This is a genomic window from Nitrososphaerales archaeon (genome assembly GCA_032906765.1).
Classification (GTDB): domain Archaea; phylum Thermoproteota; class Nitrososphaeria; order Nitrososphaerales; family Gagatemarchaeaceae; genus DASPPF01.
Map to the genome: position 1 here is coordinate 16,330 of JAJTZB010000007.1, position 21,364 is coordinate 37,693.

The window sequence follows — 21,364 nt, forward strand, 5'->3', positions numbered from 1 at the left end:
CGACTTAGAAAAAGTGCCTGAGGATTTCGTAGGGGCTGTCGCGACTTTTGACCATGTCGAAGTGGTTCGTACAAACCCAGACCCATACTTCTCTCTTGCTACTCTTTTGCCTAAGCTGATACTGTGAGTGTGCCGACGCAGGAATCTGCTTGTTCCTTTCCAATCTACAAAGGCCACACTCGAAACTTTTCAGAGTGCCGTTCTTATTCCAAATCTCTTTGCGGAGGTCTTCCATGCCCCTCCTCAAACCATCACTGCCCTAAAAGAACGGGTCTCCCGACCTAGACCGTCCTGATTCGAGCTATTCTGGACAAGATAAGCTCGATTTGGGAGAACTCTGATTACCATGTTCTGTCAAGCTGGGGTTCGAACCCCACCGGATTTGAACCCATGACCACAGATGGCACGTGCCGAGATTTCCCAAACGAGTACCATGCCAAACTAGTACCGAAAACGGCGGTAAATGTGCCAATCGAGCACTGGGTCGGCGAATCCTTTCGGAATCATCGGCGCATCAATGCCCTAGTCACAATGACGTCTTGAGCATGGACCGAAACCGGCCGCCTAGAAACGTGCTAGGGCACTCCTCAAATGGTATGTCTACCAGACTAGCCGAGCGACTACTGTAGATCCCGCTTCCGCTGTTGCAATCCAGACAAATTTCACTAAAACAAAGATAGCGAGGGGTCGATATTGTCCGTCGCCTGCCCGTTGTTAAACGTCCACGCCCTCGATCAGGAAGTGGGTTGCGACCTCGAGGAGCTCCGCGGTGTCATCCGCCTCATCGAGGAGATGGACGCCTACTTTCCAAGGGTTGGATTGCTCCTATCGGCCCTTGGCAACTGCCCTGCAGCCGAAGTAACAATGCAGGATGTCGGTAGAACTTATTAGACGCGGGTCTAATTCGCATTTCTGCTCGCCGAATGGCATCCTACCGTGAGCGAAACGAAGAGAAGGAGGAGGTGAAGGGGCACAACCATCCGTTCAACGAGAAGTGTGGTCCGCATTGCCCCCGGAACGAGCACTACAAGGGGCCTGTCAGAAAACAGGGCTTTCGCCACGCGAATAGGAAGTAGCAGTCGGGTTTAGATGCAAATAGTGGGGCTGAGGATTCCCCTTTTGGATTCGAATCCCTTCCGACCCTTTACCTCGCTTTCTCGCTACAATTTACTAGTAAATGAGAGCTGAAATCCCTCCCCCGGCGCTTCCCGCTTTGGAGCGACTGTCCCGAGTGGTCTCTGCGTCCTCCGGCTCCCGTTGTCCAAGACTATGCGGCAGGCGCGCGGCCGAGCCGTGACTGACTGTGTGGATGAGCCCCTCTAGCCCTTCACCGAGCCCAACGTCAGCCCGCTGACATAGTACTTCTGCAGCAGGATCACCATGACTATGAGCGGCAGGGAGACCAGGACCGCGCCCGCGCTCACCGTGGCCCAGTTGATGCCCGTCGCCGATAGGAAGTTGGAGATGTACACCGTGACCCCTCTCGCACCCACCGGGACCTGACCGCTGAACACGGTGAGACCGAGGGTCAACGTCAGGAGGAACTCGTGCCAGCAATTGATTATCGCCAAGATTACCACGGCCACGATGCCAGGCTTCATCAGAGGAAATATCATCCTTGTCAGGATTCCGAGGGTGCCCAACCCGTCAATCCTCGCAGCATCGTCTATCTGCTTCGGTATGTCCTCCACGAAACCTATCAACAGCCAGACTGCTATCGGGATTGTGAAGATGAGATAGGTGGAGATCAGGGCGAACCAGGTGTTGTAGATGTGCGCTGTCCTGACCAGGAGGAAGAGGGGAATCACGAAGACGACGCTCGGCAGGCTGTTGACAATTATGTTCCAGGCGACAATCCAAGTCCCTCCGGTCTTGAAGCGCGATATGCTGTACGCTGTCGGAATGGCGAAGAGCAGGGTTATGATGACGACGCTGGCTGTCACCACAATGCTCGTCGTGATGTACCCTGACATCTCGTTCAGCGCGGCGGCCCAGCTTGAGAGGTCGATTGCGGACGGGAAGAAGATTGCACCTCCGCCCATGGGGAAGATCTCGTCGAACGTCTTGACGCTGGTAATCAGGAGCCAGTACACAGGGAAGAGAGCCAGAATCGCCATGAGGGAAAGGGCAGCGTAGGTCAGAGGCCTCCAGAGTCTTGTCGCCCACTTCCTGTCCCGCGGCGCGAAGACCACAGCCGCCCCCCTCGCTTTCCGCCTATGCACGCGGATGCGTGCCAGTCTCCTGTTCACCGCTGTGCCGAGCCTAGCCATCAGGCCGGGCTTCTCTTCTCCTGACCCTGGCTTCGCGAGACCCAGCCTTTCGTCGATTCTCATCACGCGGAGAAGGACGAAAGTCGGCACCAGCGCAATGAGCATGACCAGTGCGCTGAGCGCAGAGCCGTAGTCCTGGAAACTGGAGTAGAACGCGAGGTTGTACAGGTAGTAGGGGAGCGTCTGAACGTACGCGAACGGCCCGTTGATGGCAAACATGTACACTAGGTCGAAGCTCCTGAAGCTCGTCATCAAGGCGAGCAAGGCGGCGACCACGAGGGTCGGCTTTATCGTCGGGAGCACAACCCTGCGGACAAGCGAGAGACCTCCTAGGCCGTCGATCGACGCTGCCTCGTAGATCTGCTTCGGGATCCCTCTGAGCCCAGCGTAGATCACGATGAAGACAATCGGAGTCTCCTCCCATGAAGAGGCGAGTATCGCGCTGACCATTATCGTGCTCTGCTGCCCGACCCAGAACGGGCCCTGAATCCCGAAGAGCGATAGGAAGTAGTTCAGCGGACCGAACTGCGGGTCGAAGATCAGAAGCCAGATGACCCCCACAGCGACCGGGGAAATCAGCACAGGGATAGTGAATGCGAGTGTGAAGAAGCCGGCTCCCTTCTTCACTCTGTCAACCATCAGGGCGAGCCCTAGCCCTACTGTGAACTCTATCACCACAGCCCCGACAGTGAACACGCCCGTGTTGACGAGCGTCATGTCCATCTGCGGAAGGGAGAAGAGTGTGAACACCGCTCCAGACGATACGCCGATGTAGATGTTCGCGAGAATCGGGTAGACCGTGAACATCAGCAGGTACGCGACGACAGGGAGCACGAGGAGCCATTTCGTGTAACCACCCATGGCCTTCGAAGCTCGCAAGTTCAGCCCTTCTCTAGCTTGGACAGTCTAAAAAAAGGCGGGACCGCGCGTTCCTAACCATGCTTCACTATCGGTATCCACTGGTTAGCTGCTATTTGAAGCGCGGTCGAAATCTGCTGGGGTGTTGCCGCGTTTGGCGGGAGGACTGATGCGAGAGCGTTGTCGATGATCGGTATGAGAGCCCACGTCGAACTGATTATGTGGGGCTCTGCGCCTCCTGCTTGGACCATCGAGAGGGCAGACTGGAAGAACTTGGCTAGGTTCGGATGTTCACTGATCAGGTACTTGTAGCCTGAGAATGTCCCTGGCAGTGCGTGCTGGAGGTCGTACATCTTGACCTGCTCGGCCGGGGTCAGTGCGAATTGGAGGAACTTGAAGGCGAGCGTCGGGTTCTGCGAGTAGGCGTTGACCGCTGCGCCCGATCCTCCCTCCTGCGTGTGACCTCCCGGCAGAGCAGTGAAGGCGACGTCTCCGTTGAGCGTCTTGTTGACGGACGAGAACTGCGCCAGCCACGCGATGGCCATGGTGAAGTTCTTGCCCTGGAAGCCCTTCGTGTAGTACGAGACAAAGTTGTTGTAGTTGAATCCGCCATAGCTATTGACGAGCGAAGGCTGTGCGTTGAGCATCCTGGCCAGCGTCTCAGTTGCCTGGACGCCTGCCGTGCTGTTGAACGACGGAAGGAGTTTGTTCGTGAAGAGTATCCCGTACCCCGGCTTGGCTGGCCCCATGCTTGATTGCTGGTAGTAGTACGAGTAGACGTCGAGGTACGTGTTCCACAGCTCGTGCGCTGTGGCTGTCTCTACGAAAGCGCCGTAGGTGCCAGTGTTGTTGTACAGGTAGCCTTCATCGAAGATGAAGTTCTCCCAGGTGTTCAGCGGCTTCAGGCTGCTCTGGTACTGGTTCCAGATGCTCGGCCTGTAGTAGATGAACATCGTGTCGCTCATCATCGCGAGGGCCTTCGCTCGGACAGTCCCGTTCCCGAGGGCCACGTCGCCATTCGAGGACTGCATCGCTGGGATTATGTCCGACTTGTTGAGGTTGTACTGGGATATGTAGGGGTTGAGGTTCAGCGCGAACTGAGCAAGAGTGCCGATCATGCTTGGTGTCCCTGTGACTATGTCGACCGACGAGTCGTGGGCCTGGAGGAGCGTCTGCTCTTGGGCGAGGATGCCGCTAAATGGCGCCGTCAGGACCCTGACAGTCACACCGGGGTTCTGGGCCTCGAAGTCCTTCCCCACTGCCGTGTAGAAGGAATCGCTGAAGCCAGAGATTGACATGATGGTTAGCGTGTTGCCTGCCGAGGCAGTCGTGGTAGTTGAGGTGGTCGTAGGCGAAGTCGAAGTGCTGGAGGTCGGGCCTGGAACCGAAGAATAGAAGTAGACTGCGACTCCAGCGAGGACGAGAATTACGATGACAACACCCGCAACAGCTGCTGTGCTTACGCCGTTGCGGAGCTTCATTCTTTTTCGAATATCGGAAGCTTCTATGCTTTTTTAAGTGTATCTGGCCCGGTTCAACACGTCGACAGACTTCCCATACGATTAAAGGGGCGGGACAGGGCGGCTCTGCTGGACCCATGGCGGAGCTCAAGGTAGAGAACGTCACAAAACAGTTCGGCCATCACAAGGCTGTGGACGCCGTGGACTTCGAAGTGGGCGACGGAGAATTCGTCGTGCTGCTCGGCCCGTCCGGCTCCGGGAAAACGACCATACTGCGCATGATAGCCGGCCTTGAGACTCCCGACAGCGGGAGCATCTACATCGACGGCGAGGTCGTGAACGGCCTGTCTCCACGCGAGCGAGACATAGCGATGGTCTTTCAGAACTACGCGCTTTATCCTCACATGAAGATCTACGATAACATTGCTCTTCCGCTGAGGGTGAGGAAGCTGGACGATGTAGAGATTGGCAAGAGGGTCAGGGCCACGGCAGAGCTGCTGCAGATTTCTGGTCTCCTCGAGAAGAAACCGTCGCAGATAAGCGGGGGAGAGCAGCAGAGGGTGGCAGTCGCGAGGGCAGTCGTGAGGAACCCAAAGGTCTTCCTCTTCGACGAGCCGCTCTCCAACCTGGACGCGAAGCTGCGCGTCCTAGCGAGGGGGTTCCTCAAGAGACTCCAGAAGGAGCTGAAGGTGACGACCGTGTACGTGACCCACGACCAGGCGGAGGCCATGACCATGGCGGACAGGATTGCAGTCGTGGACAACGGCAGGTTGATTCAGATGGCCCACCCCATGGAGATCTACCAACAGCCCAGCGACCTGTTCGTCGCAGGCTTCATCGGCTCGCCACCCATGAACCTAATCGACGGCGAAATTACGAGGGCCGGCACGGCTGCATGCTTCGTGTCGGGGCCGATAAGGCAGAAGGTAGAGTTCGCTGCCCAGGGTGCAGAGGTGGTCGTCCTGGGTGTCAGGCCCGAGGACGTCACCGTGAGCGACGGGCCGAGGCCCGGCACGTTCAAGGTCAGAGTCTATGTGGCGGAGCCGATGGGAAGCGTCCAGTACGTCACCGTTGACGCGGACGGAATCAGGTTGCTGGCCCAGGTCGAGCCGTCTTACGATGCGACGATAAACAAGGAAGTGTACTGCGGCTTCAGGGAAGGGAACACCTACTTTTTCGACAGGCAGACTGGGAGAAGGTTAGCCTAGTCTAACTGCGCTCTGAGCAGGCTGCAGCGCTTTTCTGGCGGGTGGGACGTTTGAAGTTGATACAGGACAAGACGGGTCATGCTCCCATGGATGCACCAGTGCGGCGCGGAGGTCTAGAGCACCGCTGCTACTATTCGCCTGCCAGCCTCGTCAGGCCCGAGACGGGACGTGTCTATCCTGACGGCTCTGCCTGGAACCTCCTGTGTATGCTCCTCAGCTTGTCTGGCGGAATGGCTGCCCGCCTGGACGAGTTCCTCCTGAGGGCAGCCTCGAGGCCGCAAGCGATGTAGACCACATCGATTCCTGTGACATACTTCCGCAGCGCAGTTTTGGCCCTCGTCCTGTACTCCTCTCGCATGAATGTCCCGTCCAGGAGGACCGTGTAGCCATTACGAAGCGCCTCCCTAGCCACCGCGATGCACCCCTCATAGACGAACCTCGACTCCTCGCCCCCGAAGTCCGGGTGAGCGATCATCTCCCTCACAGCGTCTGTCTGAACGTGAATTGCTTTCGGGAGCGTCCCTGCAACTATCTTGGCCACAGTGGTCTTGCCGCTCCCTGGGATGCCGCAGAAGATCAGCAGTCTTCCTCGCAAGCGCTCCCAGGGAGGTGCGACGCGTAATTAAGACCAGCAGCATGACGAGTCCAAAACCCTATAAATCGATGGAATAACCCGAAGTCAAGTGAAGGGTCCCGATAACGGACTGAAGGTCGGCCTCACTTTCGACGACGTCCTGCTCGTCCCCAAGTTCTCCGACGTCATGTCGCGCAAGGACGTTGAAACACGTTCACGCTTCTCCAGAGGGATAGAGCTCAGCATCCCGATAGTCAGCGCCAACATGGACACTGTAACTGAGTCTTCGATGGCCATTGCGATCGCAAGCGAGGGAGGGATAGGCGTGATCCACAGGTTCCTGCCCGTGGAGGAGCAGGTCGCCGAGGTCGTCAAGGTGAAGCGCTCGGAAGGAGTCGTCATCGAGGACCCGATCACTCTCGGCCCGAAGAGGACTGCGAGCGAAGCTCTCGGCTTGCTGCGAGCGCACAACATCGGGGGCATAATGATAGTCGATGAAGAGCGCAGAGTCCTCGGGTTGGTCACGACCCGGGACCTCTCGCTCGAGGAAGACCTCGGGCGGAAACTGAGCGAGGTCATGACGCCGATGAAGGACTTGGTCACGGCGCCGAAGGGCGTGTCTCTGGAGAAGGCGAAGAAGTTGCTCAGGAAAAACAAGGTGGAGAAGCTGCCCCTTCTTGACAGAGGTGGCAGAATCGCTGGTCTCATCACCTCCAAGGACATAATGAAGCGAAAGCAGTTCCCATCGGCAACGAAGGACGCGAAGGGGCGCCTACGCGTTGCAGCGGCTGTGGGTGTAAAGGGGGATTACATAGAGCGTGCAGGCCGCCTCCTGGACGCAGGCGCGGACGCTCTTGTTGTCGACGTGGCCCATGGTCATTCTCTCAGGGCGATCGAGACAGTGAAGCGGATGAAGAAGGAGTTCGGCAGCGTCGAGGTCGTCGCAGGCAACGTGGCGACCGCGCGCGGTACACTGGACCTCATAAGGGCCGGCGCCGACGCTGTGAAGGTCGGGGTGGGCTCTGGCAGCATCTGCGTCACTAGGGTCGTCACGGGATTCGGCGTCCCGCAGCTGACCGCGATCATTGACAGCGCCAGAGCTGCCAGCGACAGTGGCGTCCCCGTAATCGGCGACGGGGGCGTGAGAAACCCGGGGGACGTGACAAAGGCGCTGGCAGCTGGTGCCTCAACCGTCATGATTGGGAGCTTGTTCGCGGGCACAGAAGAGAGCCCGGGCCCCACGATACTGAGGGAGGGCGCACGCTACAAGCTCACGAGAGGCATGGCTTCGCTGACCGCGTCGATTGACCGTCGGGTCAGGGAGGGTGCTCGCCAGCAGCCGAGAGAGGAGGAGCTTGTCGAGGAAGTGGTTCAGGAGAGCGTGCCCGAAGGGGTCGAGGGCTTCATCCCGTATAAGGGGAAAGTGGCCGACGTCGTCAGGCAGCTCGTCGGAGGCCTCAGGTCTGGGATGAGCTACTGCGGCGCAAAGACCGTCGTCGAGTTGCAGAGGAAAGCAGAGTTCATGAGGATTACCTCCGCGGGCTACAAGGAGAGCCTCCCCCACGACATCGAAAGGGTCGTCTGAAGTGGGGAACCTCTCCGTCGTCGGTCTCCAGTGGGGCGACGAAGGCAAGGGAAAGCTGGTGGACTACCTCGCTGACAGGTTCGAGGCTGTGGCCCGCTACAACGGCGGCAGCAACGCCGGGCACACGGTCGTGATAGGGCGGAAGAAGCACACGTTCCACCTCATCCCATCTGGCGCGTTCAAGGCGAAGTCGCTTCTCATCGGGGCCGGCGTCGTCCTCGATCCAATCGTTCTGTCGGAGGAGCTGCGGTTGCTCAATAAGGAGGGAGCGAAGTCAAGGCCTGTTGTCGACGGCAGGTGCACCCTCGTGTCTCCGATGGAGAGAGAGTCTGACCGCCTGCTGGAAGAGATGCGAGGCTCGACCTCAATCGGGACGACGGGTCGCGGGATCGGGCCTGCGTACGCGATGAGGGCCTTTCGCCTTGCGCCAAGGGTTTCGGATGTTCTTTCTGGCTTCGACTTCGGTCCGATGAAAAGGTTCTACGCCGCCCTTGGAATCGACGGCAGCAAGCTCGAGTCGTGGGCGAAGGAGGCGAGGCGTCTGCTTCGGGGGCTCGTCGGCGACGTCAGCACAAGAATCGAAGAGATTAACTCTGGAGGCGGCTCAGTTCTTTACGAGTCCTCGCAGGGTACCCTCTTGGACATCCTCCACGGGAGCTACCCTTTCGTTACGAGCACCCACACCGTCGTAAGCTACATTCCGGCCAGCCTCGGCATCCCGCCATCAATGGCCGGCGAACCCCTCGGTGTGATGAAGTGTTACACGACCAGGGTCGGCGCCGGCCCGTTTCCCACCGAGGTCTCCGGAAAGCTCGGCGAATCCATAAGGAGGGTGGGCAACGAGTACGGGGCCACGACCGGGAGGCCGCGAAGGGTCGGCTGGCTGGACCTCGTGGCACTGAGGTACGCCATCAGGCTGAACGGCGTGAAGAAGGTGGCTCTCTCGAAGATTGACGTTCTGGCGAGGATCAAGGAGTTCAAGGCCTGCGTAGCCTACAGGCGCTTGGGCTCGGAGAGCGCTGACTTCCAGAAGTCGCTCGGCCACCTCGCCGAGGTGGAACCGGTCCTCGCGTCTCCCTTCTCCATCCGGGGCGCAGCGTTCGGCCGAACGCTCCCCAGCGGTGCTAGGAAGCTAGTCGATTATGTCGAAGCCGAACTCGGTGTCGATGTCAAGCTCGTCTCCTTCGGCGAGGAGAGGTCGAGGACCATTGAACTATGACGCACTGTCGCCAGTAGACGGCAGGTACGCGCGCGAGAGCGCCCCCCTCGCCCGGTATTTCTCTGAGCGGGCGTTGGTAGGGCAACGAATGCGTGTTGAACTCGAGTATCTCGGATTGCTCGTCGAGCTTGGTATTGCTCCGAAGCGGAAGGTCCCGAGCATCTCTCTCCAGATGCGCGAGGTGAAGAGACTCGAGGAGGCGCTTGGGCACGACGTCAAGGCCGTGGAGGTCTTCATCCGGAGGTCTCTGAAAGCGAAGGGAGCCGGTTCACTCGCACCCTTCGTCCACCTCGGACTGACGAGCGAGGACACGAACAGCGTGGCGTACGGCCTCCTGCTGAAGGATGCCCTCAGAGAAGTCATGGTGCCAGAGTATTCGAGGCTCGCGAAGCAGCTGGCAGAGCTGTCGAGGCGGGAGGCCCGAACCGTGATGGTCGCTAGGACGCACGGAAGACCCGCTGTCCCAACCACCTTCGGCAAGGAGGTCGCAGTCTTCGCCGTCAGGCTTGCAGAGAGGGTATCCGCCCTCGGCTCCATGAGACCCATGGCAAAGCTCTCGGGTGCAGTCGGCACGTACGCCTCCTTCACATTGATGCGGGACCTCGACTGGCCCAGGGTCCTCGGGGACTTCGTGAAAAGGCTGGGCCTCGACTACGCCCCGTACTCCACCCAGGTCGTCCCAGGAGAGAGGCTGTCGGACATCCTCCACTACGTGATCAACATCAACCAGCTGATGCACTCCCTCGCAATGGACCTCTGGCTCTACCAGACGCTGGACTACGTCCACATCTCCAGGGCGGGCAAGGTCAGCAGCTCAACAATGCCCCAGAAGGTGAATCCGGTCGACCTTGAGAACGCCGAGGGTCAGGCTGAGGTCTCGAACTCTCTGTTGTCTCTCCTCGCGTATCGGCTCCAGACGACGAGGATGCAGCGAGACCTCTCCGACTCTGTGATCAGGCGGATGCTGGGCCAGGCGTTGGTACATTCGCTCATCGCCTGCAGGAGGCTGGAAGGCTCTGTGTCGGCCCTGGTTGTTGACAGAAAGGCCATGGCAGGCGACCTCGCAAGCCACAGGGAGGTCCTAGCTGAGGCAGTCCAGGTTGCGATGAGGCTCAAGGGCGACGAGCGCGGCTACGAGAGGGTGAAGTCTGCGCTGGAAAGGGGCAAGTTCGCGTCCCTGGCTGGGTACCTGAAGGGGACAGACGGCTACCTCGGCCTCGCGCCACGGCTGGCCCTAGACTGTCCGAGAGAGGTCGCCAGGCTACTCCGGACTAGGACTTGAAGACCCAGCTTAGGTCCGGCGGGTAGCTGCGCTTGGTCACGGTCTCGTTCATCGCATGGACGACGATCGGGAGCGCGAGGGTTATGTCTGCGTACAGCGTGGCCCTCTTCGACTTGGGCGCTATCTTGCCCCAGCTGATGGCCTCCTCGAGCGTGCAGCCGGACAATCCTCCCCACTGAGGGCTGTCAGCCGTTATCTGGATTGCGTACTCGTGGGGCGTCTCCTCCTCGCCTCCAGTTGAGAGGGACTTTATGATCGTCGAGAGCTGTATCGTATCCTTCGGCACGCCGCCTCCGAGGTAGACCACCCCCGTCCGCCTCGTCTTCTCGGCTATCTGGGCCAACTCCTCCATGTCCTTCGTCTGGTCCAGCCGGATCAGCTTGCCCTTCTCCCTGCGAAGGAGGCTGAGGGCCACCCCGTACCCGCTGTCTATGAGGCCCGGGGAGTAGACCGGGACCTTGCTCTCGTATGCGGCAGCGACGATGCTGTCTATCCCGCGCTTGGAGAGGTACTCGCCGAAGAGGTAAAGGAACTCCCTCGTGGAGTAGGTCTTCCTCTCGTCCAGCGTCCCTGCGAACTTCTTGATCGTGTCCTCGAGCCTGCGGTACTGGTACTCGTCGGCGTAGACGTCGTAGAACCTGTCTATCCTGAGTTTCAGGAGCTCCTCGTCGTCCGCGAGCCAGGTTCCCTGGTAGTAGTGGTACCCCAGTGCCTCGAGTATGTCCTCGGAGATGTTCGCGCCCGTGCTGACTAGGACGTCGATGTACCTCTTCTCTATCAGCCATCTGATTATCTTCCACTGGCCTGTCGTGCTCAGCGAGCCAGAGATGCCGAGGAATATCGTGAGGCCCTTCTGGCGCGCCATGTCCGACCAAATGTTCGCGACCTCGCCGAGCTTCTTGCCTTGGAAGCCTGTCTGAGCCATCTCATTGAGCAGGCCGGAGACGCTCTTTCTTCCGACCTCGATTGTCCTTACGGGTTTGGAGAGGACCTCTTTCTTGGATACCACGCGTCTCCGTTCCCTCCTTGCACTTAATTGCTTTGCTCATGGCGGCGTCGACATTCGCCGGCCGCGCCGGAATCCTACTTTACTGTGACCGACTTCGCCAAGTTGCGCGGGTAGTCCGGGTCGTTCCTCTTGGCGACGGCTGTGTGATACGCGAGCAGCTGCAGCGGGATGGCTTCGACGATTGGCATGTACTTCGGCTGGACCTTCGGGACCTCGACGAAGTGCATGTAAACCGAGTCTTTCGCGTCTGACACACCGATTACGTCTGCGCCCCTCGCCTTCAGCTCTTCAGCGTTGGAGAGGGCGTCGTCGTGGGTATCGCCCGAAGGGTTGACGACTACGACCGGCGTCCCCTTCTCGATCAGGGCTATTGTGCCGTGCTTCAGCTCGCTGGCGGGCATCCCCTCAGCGTGGATGTACGACAGCTCCTTCAGCTTGAGGGCGCCCTCGAGCGCCACAGGGTAGTGGAAACCCCTCGCGACGAAGTAGAAGTCTGGCTTGGACTTGTACATGGCAGCAAGCCCGACTATCTTGTCATCAGTCTTCAACGCGGCCTCCACCGCCCTAGAAAGTTCGTCCAACCCGTTCTCCCGCTTCCTCCCGAGCACTGCGTCGACGACGAGATTCGCCACGACCACCTGGGCTGTAAAGCTCTTGGTAGCAGCGACGCCGACTTCAGGCCCGCAGTTCAGCAGCAGGACGACGTCGCTCTCCCTCGCGAGCGAGGACCCCGCCGCGTTGACTATCGAGAGTATCGTAGCGCCCTTCTTCTTTGCCTCCTTGACAGCTTCCATCACGTCCGCTGTCTCCCCACTCTGGGAGAGGACAATCACTGCTGAGCCTCTGCCCACGAAGTCCGAGTGCTCCTTGAATTCCCCTGCGAGGATCGCGTCGCACCTAATGTTCGCCTCCTTGTTCAGCCTGAACTTCATCAGCAGCCCCGCGTGGTAGCTCGACCCGGCCGCAGTGATGGAGAGGGACTTCGCCCTCCTGATCGAAGCAGCGAAATCCGAGAGCTTCCTCTCGTCCTGCATCGCAGCGCTTACGACCGTCCTCGGTTGCTCGTTAATCTCCTTCAGAGTGTAGTGGGCGTAGTCCATCTTTGAGATGTCCGACAACTCCCAAGCGACCTGGGTCGGCTTCCTCCTTACCTCCTTCCCACTCGGCCCAAAGATCCTCACCCTATCCTTCCTAATCTCTGTCACCTCCAGATTGTCCAGGAAGATGGTCCTGTCCGTGTACTCTATGAACGCCAAGACGTCGCTCGCTATGAAGTTCTTCCCGTCGGCCAGCCCTATGATGAGCGGCGCGTCCTTCCTTGCGCCGACAATCACGTCCGGCCTCCCTTGGAACATCACGGCCATCGCGTACTGCCCCTTCAGCATCTTCGCCGCTGCCATCGTCGCCTTCACGGGGTCCTTCGTCCTTGCGTACTCCTTCTCGACTAGGTGCGCTATGACCTCCGTGTCCGTCTCGCTCTTGAAGACGTGCCCCTTGGCGATTAGTTGCTTCTTCAGAGGAAGATAATTCTCGATTATGCCGTTGTGGATGACAGCGACCCGCTCTTTGCACGAGGTCTGGGGATGGGCGTTCGCGTCAGTCACGCTTCCGTGAGTCGCCCAACGAGTGTGAGCCATTCCGGTGCTGCCCCGGAGCGCAGAGAGACTGTGCTTCCGCTCTATCTCGTCCACCCTCCCCGCCCCCTTCCTCACGTTCAACCCTGTCTCAGAGATCGTGGCCATGCCGGCGGAGTCGTACCCCCTGTACTCGACCCTGCGCAACCCTTCAAGGAGCATCCCGGCGACGGGCTCGCCGCTGACGCAGCCTATTATCCCACACATAGCACGGTCACCTAGCGGGGCGGTATTAAGGGCCGCAAAACCGTTTCCCCGACAATGCAAGACGTACATTGCATGCTCTCTCCTCGATGGCTTCCTACTCCCCGCCTACCATGCAAAACATCTTATTAGTGGTCGCAGCGGACTGATGCCATGGCAAAGGAGCGGCTCCTCTTCGACCCGAAGTCCGCCGACCGCTTGGCGAAGAGGGTCCTCGCCTCAGACGACCCCGACGATTTCCGTCCCGCCTTCGGGAGAGTAGGGCGGAAGATACTGCGCGTTCTAGCTGCAGGTCCGAGGTATCCCGCTGACATAGCGCGAAGCCTCGGCACGCACCACCAGACCGTCTACTACAGCATCAAAAGGCTGGAGAAGGCTGGACTAATCACGAGGGTGAAGAGTGAGGTCATCCGGGGCGGTGAGGCGAATCTGTTCGCCCTCTCCTCCGACGGCTACGCAGTCGAATTCGCGGTCAGGGGAGAGAAGCTCCCCACCCTCCCCTCCTCTTCTCGCTCCAAGGCTTTCGGCCGTTTCTTCAGGGAGTTCGTGAAAGACGGCGTGCTGGACGGTTGGGTAGTCGTCGGCTCCCCGACACCGCACGGCGCTGGCGGAACGCAGGCCAGGGACGGCCACTACGCGGTCCAGCTAGGGTTCGCCCTCGGCCAGTTCGTCTCGCTCCCCGACCGCTTCCCAGTGAAACTTGACGTGGACGTGAAGTCGGAGAAGCTCGAGGGTTCCAACCTCATCGTCGTCGGTGGCCCCAGGACGAACATCATCTCCGAGGAGTTGAACCCGCACATGCCGGTCAGGTTCAAGCAGGGAGGCTTCTGGGGCTCTGTGGAGGACGGGCAGGGGAGGAGCTACACGTCTGAGCTCGACTGCGTCGTGGTCAAGATGAGGAACCCATGGAATCCTGAGAGGACGTGCGTCGTCGCTGCAGGACTGACGGGCGCTGGCACCAAGGCCGCAATAGTGGGTGTCTGCAACTTCGCAGACACGCTTTTCCAGAAGTACAGGTCTGGAGACTACGCATGCGTGCTGCGGGGAGTCGACAGGGACGGTGACGGGAAGGTTGACTCTATCGAGCTTCTCAAGCAGGCGTAGGGCTTAGGCCCTCCTTCCCCTTCTTCCACCCTTCTTCCTCGTAGTGTCGTGCGGGATGGGCGTGGCGTCCTCTATCCTTCCTATCTTGAACCCTGCCCTCGCTATCGCCCTGATGGCAGCCTGCGCACCCGGCCCCGGCGTCCTGGGTCCTGTGCCGCCCACGGCCCTCACCTTGATGTGAACGGCAGTGATCCCCTTGCTCTTCGCGACGTCCGCGGCAGCCGATGCGCTCCTCATGGCTGCGTAAGGCGACGACTCGAACCTGTCTGCCTTCACGTGTCTCCCGCCGGAGGAGAAAGATATCGTCTCTGCGCCCGTGAGGTCAGTCATGTGCACTATCGTGTTGTTGTAGCTTGAGTAGATGTGTACGACGGCCCACTTGTCTTTGAGAACCTCTTCTTCAGTTGCCACTTGGAATCACTCCGGAGCGGCCGCCTCGACCTCTTGCGGCTTTTCTTCCTTCTGTCCCTCCGCTTCAGCTAATGCGGTGGGCTCTTCCATCGGCGCTGGCTGGGCCGGTGGAACCTGCGCCTTGACGCCCGTGAGCTTGACCGTTCCCTCCTCGTCCCTGCTGACTCCGTATCCCGGGATGGTTATCGTCCGACCTCCGACCATCACGTGGCCGTGGACTATCAGCTGCCTGGCGTGGGGCGCCGAAAGCGCCATCCCCTTCTTGAAGACCATCGTCTGCAGTCTCCTCGCGAGCACGTCCTCGACCGTGAGATTGAGGATGTCGTCCAGCGCTGCATTCTCCTCCACCAGGCCTCGCCTGTAGAGACTTGCGAGAAGTTTCCTCTCTTCCCTTAATCTCACCTGCTCGGTCGCAGCGAGAAGTGTCCTTGCCTGCTTCCTCACCGAGCTGAGGTGCGTCTCCGCCTTCCAAAGCTCCCTCTTGTTCCTAAGTCCGAAGGTGCCGAGGAGGTAGAGTTCTTGCGCGAGCTGGTCTGCGCGCCACGGGCTCCTGGGCCTGCTGTAGGTTTTCCGTGCTTTCTTGGGGTCTCCCAACTATTTCTTCTCTTCCTTGCCCGCTGCTGCTGCCGCCGCCTTGGCCGCTTCCTGCAGAGCAGCCTTTCTGACTCCCACAGTCCTGCCCTTCCTACCCGTCGTCCTTGTCCTCTGCCCCCTCACCTTCAGACCCAGGGTGTGCCTTATCCCTCTCCAGCTCTGGACATTCTTCTCCTTATCCATGTCACCCTTGATGACGAAGTCCAAGTCTGACCCGAGGAACTGCTTAGTCTCGCCTGTCTCCGGGTCGTTCCTTCTGTTGTAGTACCACTGCGGCAGGGCAGAAGTAGCCGCGTTCTGCAGCGCCCGCTCCACCTCGTGGACCTGCGCCTCCGTCAAAGTCCCTACCCTCACCCTCGGGTCGATGCCTAGCTTCTTGACTACAGAGGCCGCGAAGTTGTCGCCGACACCCTTGACGTCGGAGAGAGCAACGACCAGCTTCTTGCTCCCGTCTAGGTCCTTGCCTGATATCCTGACGAGGTGCCTGAATTCCTGGGGCGTCGACATTGGCCAGACGTGCCCGCATGTTTTGGGTTATAAGGTTTGAAGGCGTTGCTAGTGGCGGACAGAAAGAATCGGCCGACGGGCTATTTCTGCGGCCAAAGCTTTTTAACCACAAATCCTCGCGGAGCCGAGAAACGTGTCCGTCCGATGGCATATGAGATAGCTCCAGCCGGTGTTGCGATTGGTTAAGGTCAAGGTCCTAGAGGAGAAAGGGAACTCCGTCGTGCTTCAGCTCGAAGGCGTGGACAGGAGCTACGCCAACGCCGTCAGGCGTTTCTGCATCTCAGAGGTCCCATCCATGGCAATCGACGACGTGGTAATCCTGGAGAACTCGTCCGTCCTCTACGACGAAATCCTGGCCCACAGGCTTGGGATGGTACCGATCAAGACGGACCTGGAGAGGTACGTGCTGCCCGAGAAGTGTGATTGCGGGAGCCCGCTCGGCTGCAACAAGTGCCGCGTACTCTTCGTCCTCGAAGCAACGGGGAAGGAGAAGGTCTCCACCGTCTACTCGGGCGACCTGGTCTCCGAGGACAGGGAGATTCGGCCTGTGAGCGAGAGCATTCCCCTGGTCAAGCTGGCCCAGGGTCAGACAGTGAAGCTCGAGGCCTACGCCCGGCTGGGAAGGGGTAAGGAGCACGCGAAGTGGCAGCCCTGCACAGTCGCGGTCCTCACCGACGGGAAGACGGAAGGGACGTTCAACCTCATGGTGGAGTCGGCAGGCGGGTTGCCGGCGAGGCAGATAGTGTTGAAGGCGATTCAGATTCTCGAGGAGAAGCTCAAGGAGATCCAGGTCTCGGTAGGGGGCAAGGCGGAATGACCTCGACGAACCCTCTTCTGAGGCGTACAGCAGTGATGCTCGAACGCGCGGGTAAGGAGCACAAGGCGGCAATTTGGGAGAAGGCGTCGCAGGCACTCAGAAGGCCCACCTCTGGCAAGGTCGAGGTGAACTTGGGGAGGATTTCAATGCTCGCGGAGAGCGGAGAGGCGCTCTTCGTACCGGGCAAAGTCCTTGGCTCTGGCCTGATCGACAAGAAGCTCTTCATCGGCGCCTTTGCATTCTCCGCTTCCGCAAGGAAGAAGATTGTTGCGAAGGGGGGCTCGGCGATGACAGTGGAACAGTTCCTGAAGAAGTATCCAAAGGGGGGAGGAGTGACAATTGTCGAGTGAGGGGACGGTCTACGTGGACGCGACGAATCAAATCGCGGGGAGGCTCGCGTCTAAGGTGGCCAAGCTCATTATCTCCGGCAGGAGGGTGGTCGTGTTCAACGCGGAGAAGTCACTTCTGTCAGGTTCCAGGCAGTCCGTTCTGACGGAATGGCAGAAGAAGCTGGAGATCAGCAGCAGGGTCAACCCGATCTACGGCCCGATTCATCCGCGAAGGCCCGACAACATCCTCCGCAGGATGGTCAGAGGGATGGTGCCGAGGAAAAAGCCAAAGGGCGCAGAGGCGATGAAGAGGCTCAGGGTCTACATCGGCGTCCCGTCGGGAGTGGAGGCTCAGAAGATGACCGAGTTCGGCGACACCGCTGCCACAAGACCCATCCCGGTCTACGTGACGCTGTCGGAGCTTTCGAAGAACCTAGGGTGGAGCGGGTAGGAGTGCCAAGTCCTACAGCGAAGCAGCAGGCCAAGAAGGCACCAAAGCTCTACTCGGGCGCCAGGAAGACCGCGAGGGCGACTGCAGCCATCTTCGCGGGAGCGGGGAGGATCAGGATTAACGGCAGGCCGGTCGAACTCTGGGAGCCGGAAGTTGCACGGCTTCACCTTCTGGGGCCGGTGTCGATAGCGGGCGAGCTCAGGGACAAGTACGACCTAGACGTCAGCGTCGCAGGGGGCGGTTTCATGGGTCAGGCTGACGCTGCAGCCATGGCGATAGCCAGAGCCTACGTCGACCAGGTGAGGGGGAGCGAGCTGAGGGAGAGACTCAATGCATTCAATAAATACCTGCTATCGGGGGACCCGAGACAAGCTGAACCCAAGAAGTTTGGAGGCCCTGGCGCGAGGAGAAAGCGCCAGAAGAGTTATCGCTGACGTTGGTGCTTAAGGTTGATTTCTACCCTGGCCTTTTGGGATTCAGAAGTGAGAAGGTTTCCTGCTTCGAGGGACCTTGTCGTGGAAGCTCTCGCCAGAAGCGGGAGTTTTGGAATGGCAAGCAACAGAGTCGGTGTCTCGAAGTCCGCTCTCCTCGAATTGATGCAGCAATACCGAATCGAGGCTCCGAAGTCGTGGGGGAGTCCATCTGCTTCCGAGTCAAGACATCGACGGCCAGTTCCCTTTGTCGTGATTGGCACTGAGCAGGATCGAGTGTTCGTTGGAACTCTGATTGGGACAGAGGGTGCCACGACATGCAGATACGAGCCGAAACAACGAAAGACAGCCCTCCTGGTCGTGGTCGAGATGACCGACCGAGATTACATCGCCAGGTTCGCAGAAATCGTCGGGTTGAGTCAACCGATGTCGGCGGGGCGGCTGACGCTTCCCGGACACAAGCCCAAGTTCAGGAGGACGTTGATGGGGCTACGAGCGCTCCGCGTACTCCGCGAGGTCCTTCCCTTCATGTATGGTGTCAAGAAGAGGGAAGCTCAGAGAGCAATCGATTTCTTCTCTCCGACAGGCTACAGGGAAGGGCGCATTGCACCTGATGAGATTTGGGGCGCGATTCGCGATTCGCGTGATGCGAAGTCAGAAAGGTATATCCACGGTCCTATTCAGGCTGATTCGTCATGATGATTCCAATCAGGTGCTTCACGTGCGGGAGCCTCGTCGGAGACAAGTTCGTCTCTTTCCAGTCTAGGGTGAAGGAGGGCGAGGACCCGGCGAAGGTCCTCGACAACCTGGGAGTCAAGCGCTACTGCTGCCGGAGGATGCTCATCTCGTCCGTGGACGTCATCGACCAGGTCTTGCCCTTCTACAGTAGGAAGGCAGACAGCTTCTAGCCCCGGAGCTCAGATGACCATGTCGCAGTTCGAGGACGACGAAGCCGGCTCCGCCGACAAGATGCTGTACCCGCAGCTCTCAGAGAAGGCGCTCCTCGCAACAGGCATCAGAATCGGCACTCCTGTCAGGACGAAGACCATGGAGCAGTTCACGACCCAGCCAAGGCCGGATGGGCTGCACATGATCGACTACGTCAAGGCGTTGGCCCGGATCGACGTGGCTGGCAAGTTCATCGCCTTTGTAGGCGCGCAGAACACTGTGGTCTACACGAGCAGGGAGCACGGCACGACCGCAGTCGAGAAGTTCTGCGAACTGACAGGCGCATTGCCACTGATAGGGAGGTTCATGCCAGGAACGTTCACCAACCCGCTCTTCCCCGGCCACCTCGACGCCGAGCTGGTGCTCGTGGCCGACCCCATGTCAGACACGCAGGCGTTGGTGGAGGCGGGGAGCCAAGGCTTGCCGGTGATCGCAGTATGCGACACGGACAACGTGACCGACGACATTGACCTGGTCATACCAGGGAACAACAGGGGGAGAAAGGCAATCGCAGCCATCTTCTGGCTCCTAGCCAGGACGACGCTCACTCATGCCGGGCTGCTCGCCGCGGACCAGCCGATGAAGTACTCCATCGAGGACTTCGAGACGAAGATGGAGGAAGAGCCGAAGGCAGAAGAGGCGGAATAAGCGTAAATCGAACCGAGTCTGTCTTCAGGTCGAATGCAAGTCAGAAAGCCGGCCGTGGCGGGCTCGTTCTACCCGGCCGAGAGGGGCGAGCTCGAGAAGATGGTCAGAGATTCGTACGTCCATCCGCTCGGCCCTGGGAGGCTCCCGCCCTCGCCCAACAGCATCAGCGGTGTCGTTGCCTGCGTCGTCCCGCACGCTGGCTACGTCTATTCGGGCCCTGTGGCAGCGCACAGCTACCTGCACGTGTCCTCCCTCCGCAAGCCTGAGCTGATAGTCATCGTGGCGCCCAACCACTACGGTATCGGGAGCGGAGTCTCGGCCTACAAGAGCGGTGAATGGGAGACGCCGCTGGGAAGGATGAGGGTGGACGAGGCAGCGGCCGAGGCGATTGCGAAGTCGACTGGCATCGTCGATTTCGACCCTGCGTCTCATCTGATGGAGCACTCCCTCGAGGTGCAGCTCCCCTTTCTTCAGATGATCTACGGGGACGCGGTCCCCTTCCTACCCATCTCCATCTCGTTTCAGGACCTGGGCACCACGCGGACGCTCGCGGCAGGCGTCGCGGACATGGCCAGGGGAAGGAGGGTTGTCCTCATCGCGTCCTCTGACCTGACCCACTACGAACCGGAGCAGGTTGCGAGGGAGAAGGACATGGCGCTGATCAAGGAGATCGAGCGGATGGACGAGGATGCGTTCTACTCCACACTCCAGAGGCTCGAGATAACCGCGTGCGGCTTTGGTGCAATCTCGACGGTGATGCAGGCCGCCAAGTTGCTCGGATTCAAGAAGGGAGAGCTGTTGAAGTACGCGAGCAGCGCTGATACCACAGGGGATAAAAAGCAAGTCGTAGGCTATGGGTCACTAAGATTCGTGTAGATCTTGAAGGCATCAGCCGAAGCACCCTGCAAAGCAATCATCACCGGGGAACACTTCGTCGTCCACGGCGCCTGGGCCCTCGCTGCGGCACTAAACAGGAAGGTCCGAGTCGACGTGAGCGAGTCAGCCAGGTTCAACGTGCGGTCTGAAGGGTTCAGGGTAAGGAGGAACGCTGTCCTTCCCCTGGCCGCAGTCGTCGAGGCCATGGCCCGTGAGTTCTCGTTCAAGCCCAGCCTAGACATCCACGTCAGCTCCGGAGTCCCGGACGGCGCTGGGCTCGGTTCGTCGGCATCCACGATGGTCGCGCTGGCCGCAGCACTGTCCAAGATGCGGTCCCTCAGGCTAGGGGTCGAAGAGTTGGTCGACTTCGCCATGCTCGGGGAGAAGGTGGTCCACGGCCGGCCTTCCGGTGTGGATGTCAACATCTGCGCCCGAGGCGGCGTCATCCTCTTCAAGATGGGGGAGAGACCGAGACGAGTCTCACTGAAGCGTCCAACGAGTTTCATCGTCGTCTTCTCGGGCAAGAAGAGGAGCACGCGTGCGCTGATCAGCAGAGTATCAAGCATGAAGGAGAGGTACGCTGGCCTGTTCATGGGCCTGACTGAGGCAGCGAGCGAGATCAGCAAGCTTGCGGCTGCCAAGCTGGCCGAGGGGGACATGGAGGGTCTCGGGAGCCTCCTGACCTTCAACCACGCAGTCCTCTCAGCCGTCGGGGCGTCCAACAGCTACCTCGACGGGCTCGTGGACACCCTACTCACCATGGGCTGCAGAGGGGCGAAGCTGACCGGAGCCGGGGGAGGGGGGAGCGTCATCGCAGTGCCGCCGAGGGGAAAGGAAAAAAGGACTGTATCGGAGCTCAGGGCGCGGGGTTTTGAGGCATTTGAAGCGAGGATGCCAGTCGAGGGTGTGCGCAGCTGGCTAGGACGATAGTCGCCAAGCTCGGAG

24 protein-coding genes are annotated in these 21,364 nt (G+C 59.7%); 16 read left to right on the forward strand and 8 right to left on the reverse strand.

Going from position 1 to position 21,364, the window contains the following annotated elements; genetic code table 11:
* Positions 1-693 precede the first annotated feature (693 nt).
* Together LYZ69_08015 and LYZ69_08020 are read left to right on the forward strand one after the other, a co-directional pair.
* Complete coding sequence (locus tag LYZ69_08015) at positions 694-891, forward strand: hypothetical protein (GenBank protein MDV3278391.1); 198 nt, start codon at positions 694-696, stop codon at positions 889-891.
* A gap of 32 nt (positions 892-923) precedes the next feature.
* Positions 924-1,076, forward strand: a complete 153-nt coding sequence (locus LYZ69_08020) for a hypothetical protein (GenBank protein MDV3278392.1) — start codon at positions 924-926, stop codon at positions 1,074-1,076.
* A gap of 243 nt (positions 1,077-1,319) precedes the next feature.
* Here LYZ69_08020 and LYZ69_08025 read toward each other — a convergent pair whose 3' ends face one another.
* Both LYZ69_08025 and LYZ69_08030 read right to left on the reverse strand, forming a co-directional pair.
* Positions 1,320-3,149, reverse strand: a complete 1,830-nt coding sequence (locus tag LYZ69_08025; protein ID MDV3278393.1) for an ABC transporter permease subunit — start codon at positions 3,147-3,149, stop codon at positions 1,320-1,322.
* Between the two features lie 53 nt (positions 3,150-3,202).
* Positions 3,203-4,609, reverse strand: coding sequence for an extracellular solute-binding protein (locus LYZ69_08030; GenBank protein ID MDV3278394.1), 1,407 nt, complete (start codon positions 4,607-4,609; stop codon positions 3,203-3,205).
* Positions 4,610-4,725: 116 nt separating this feature from the next.
* Here LYZ69_08030 and LYZ69_08035 point away from each other — a divergent pair, with 116 nt between their 5' ends.
* A complete protein-coding gene (locus tag LYZ69_08035) occupies positions 4,726-5,796 on the forward strand; it encodes an ABC transporter ATP-binding protein (GenBank protein MDV3278395.1) in 1,071 nt (356 codons plus the stop codon).
* Between the two features lie 172 nt (positions 5,797-5,968).
* On the opposite strand, the gene LYZ69_08040 is transcribed toward LYZ69_08035, so the two are convergent.
* A complete protein-coding gene (locus LYZ69_08040; GenBank protein MDV3278396.1) occupies positions 5,969-6,391 on the reverse strand; it encodes an AAA family ATPase in 423 nt (140 codons plus the stop codon).
* A gap of 88 nt (positions 6,392-6,479) precedes the next feature.
* Between LYZ69_08040 and guaB the strand changes: the two genes are divergently transcribed.
* From guaB to LYZ69_08055, 3 genes are all read left to right on the forward strand, one after another.
* Entirely contained in the window at positions 6,480-7,955 is a 1,476-nt protein-coding gene (gene guaB, locus LYZ69_08045; GenBank protein MDV3278397.1) for an IMP dehydrogenase, read from the forward strand.
* Position 7,956: 1 nt separating this feature from the next.
* Entirely contained in the window at positions 7,957-9,174 is a 1,218-nt protein-coding gene (locus tag LYZ69_08050) for an adenylosuccinate synthetase (protein MDV3278398.1), read from the forward strand.
* A gap of 88 nt (positions 9,175-9,262) precedes the next feature.
* On the forward strand, positions 9,263-10,456 hold the full coding sequence (locus LYZ69_08055) for a hypothetical protein (GenBank protein MDV3278399.1): 1,194 nt from the start codon (positions 9,263-9,265) through the stop codon (positions 10,454-10,456).
* On the opposite strand, the gene LYZ69_08060 is transcribed toward LYZ69_08055, so the two are convergent.
* Both LYZ69_08060 and glmS read right to left on the reverse strand, forming a co-directional pair.
* Complete coding sequence (locus LYZ69_08060; protein MDV3278400.1) at positions 10,446-11,465, reverse strand: deoxyhypusine synthase; 1,020 nt, start codon at positions 11,463-11,465, stop codon at positions 10,446-10,448. The genes LYZ69_08055 and LYZ69_08060 overlap by 11 nt on opposite strands.
* A 74-nt stretch (positions 11,466-11,539) precedes the next feature.
* The gene (gene glmS, locus LYZ69_08065; protein MDV3278401.1) at positions 11,540-13,306 is read right to left on the reverse strand and encodes a glutamine--fructose-6-phosphate transaminase (isomerizing); all 1,767 of its coding nucleotides are present in this window, start codon (positions 13,304-13,306) and stop codon (positions 11,540-11,542) included.
* A 150-nt stretch (positions 13,307-13,456) separates the two neighbouring features.
* Between glmS and LYZ69_08070 the strand changes: the two genes are divergently transcribed.
* A complete protein-coding gene (locus LYZ69_08070) occupies positions 13,457-14,407 on the forward strand; it encodes a helix-turn-helix domain-containing protein (GenBank protein MDV3278402.1) in 951 nt (316 codons plus the stop codon).
* 3 nt (positions 14,408-14,410) lie between these two features.
* Here the strand turns inward: LYZ69_08070 and LYZ69_08075 are convergent, their stop codons facing one another.
* Genes LYZ69_08075 through LYZ69_08085 form a run of 3 tightly spaced genes read right to left on the reverse strand, consistent with a single transcriptional unit; the run spans position 14,411 to position 15,919 of the window.
* The gene (locus LYZ69_08075; protein ID MDV3278403.1) at positions 14,411-14,818 is read right to left on the reverse strand and encodes a 30S ribosomal protein S11; all 408 of its coding nucleotides are present in this window, start codon (positions 14,816-14,818) and stop codon (positions 14,411-14,413) included.
* 6 nt (positions 14,819-14,824) lie between these two features.
* Entirely contained in the window at positions 14,825-15,412 is a 588-nt protein-coding gene (locus LYZ69_08080) for a 30S ribosomal protein S4 (protein MDV3278404.1), read from the reverse strand.
* Positions 15,413-15,919, reverse strand: coding sequence for a 30S ribosomal protein S13 (locus LYZ69_08085; protein ID MDV3278405.1), 507 nt, complete (start codon positions 15,917-15,919; stop codon positions 15,413-15,415). It abuts the gene before it with no gap.
* A 178-nt stretch (positions 15,920-16,097) separates the two neighbouring features.
* On the opposite strand from LYZ69_08085, the gene LYZ69_08090 reads away from it, so the two are divergent.
* The 9 genes from LYZ69_08090 (at position 16,098) to mvk (ending at position 21,349) form a co-directional block, all read left to right on the forward strand.
* Positions 16,098-16,736: a DNA-directed RNA polymerase subunit D gene (locus LYZ69_08090; GenBank protein ID MDV3278406.1), complete on the forward strand. Its 639-nt coding sequence runs from the start codon at positions 16,098-16,100 to the stop codon at positions 16,734-16,736.
* A 35-nt stretch (positions 16,737-16,771) separates the two neighbouring features.
* On the forward strand, positions 16,772-17,086 hold the full coding sequence (locus LYZ69_08095; protein MDV3278407.1) for a 50S ribosomal protein L18e: 315 nt from the start codon (positions 16,772-16,774) through the stop codon (positions 17,084-17,086).
* Positions 17,076-17,516 carry a 50S ribosomal protein L13 gene (locus LYZ69_08100; protein ID MDV3278408.1) on the forward strand — a complete coding sequence of 147 codons (441 nt, stop codon included), beginning with the start codon at positions 17,076-17,078 and terminating at the stop codon, positions 17,514-17,516. Before LYZ69_08095 ends, LYZ69_08100 begins: the two co-directional genes overlap by 11 nt.
* Before the next feature lie 2 nt (positions 17,517-17,518).
* A complete protein-coding gene (locus LYZ69_08105) occupies positions 17,519-17,950 on the forward strand; it encodes a 30S ribosomal protein S9 (GenBank protein ID MDV3278409.1) in 432 nt (143 codons plus the stop codon).
* Positions 17,951-18,064: 114 nt separating this feature from the next.
* Positions 18,065-18,646, forward strand: coding sequence for a hypothetical protein (locus LYZ69_08110; protein ID MDV3278410.1), 582 nt, complete (start codon positions 18,065-18,067; stop codon positions 18,644-18,646).
* Positions 18,643-18,855, forward strand: a complete 213-nt coding sequence (locus tag LYZ69_08115) for a DNA-directed RNA polymerase subunit N (GenBank protein MDV3278411.1) — start codon at positions 18,643-18,645, stop codon at positions 18,853-18,855. Before LYZ69_08110 ends, LYZ69_08115 begins: the two co-directional genes overlap by 4 nt.
* Before the next feature lie 19 nt (positions 18,856-18,874).
* Entirely contained in the window at positions 18,875-19,543 is a 669-nt protein-coding gene (locus LYZ69_08120; GenBank protein ID MDV3278412.1) for a 30S ribosomal protein S2, read from the forward strand.
* A gap of 33 nt (positions 19,544-19,576) precedes the next feature.
* Positions 19,577-20,419 carry an AmmeMemoRadiSam system protein B gene (gene amrB, locus LYZ69_08125; GenBank protein MDV3278413.1) on the forward strand — a complete coding sequence of 281 codons (843 nt, stop codon included), beginning with the start codon at positions 19,577-19,579 and terminating at the stop codon, positions 20,417-20,419.
* Between the two features lie 3 nt (positions 20,420-20,422).
* A complete protein-coding gene (gene mvk / locus LYZ69_08130; GenBank protein MDV3278414.1) occupies positions 20,423-21,349 on the forward strand; it encodes a mevalonate kinase in 927 nt (308 codons plus the stop codon).
* Positions 21,350-21,364 lie beyond the last annotated feature (15 nt).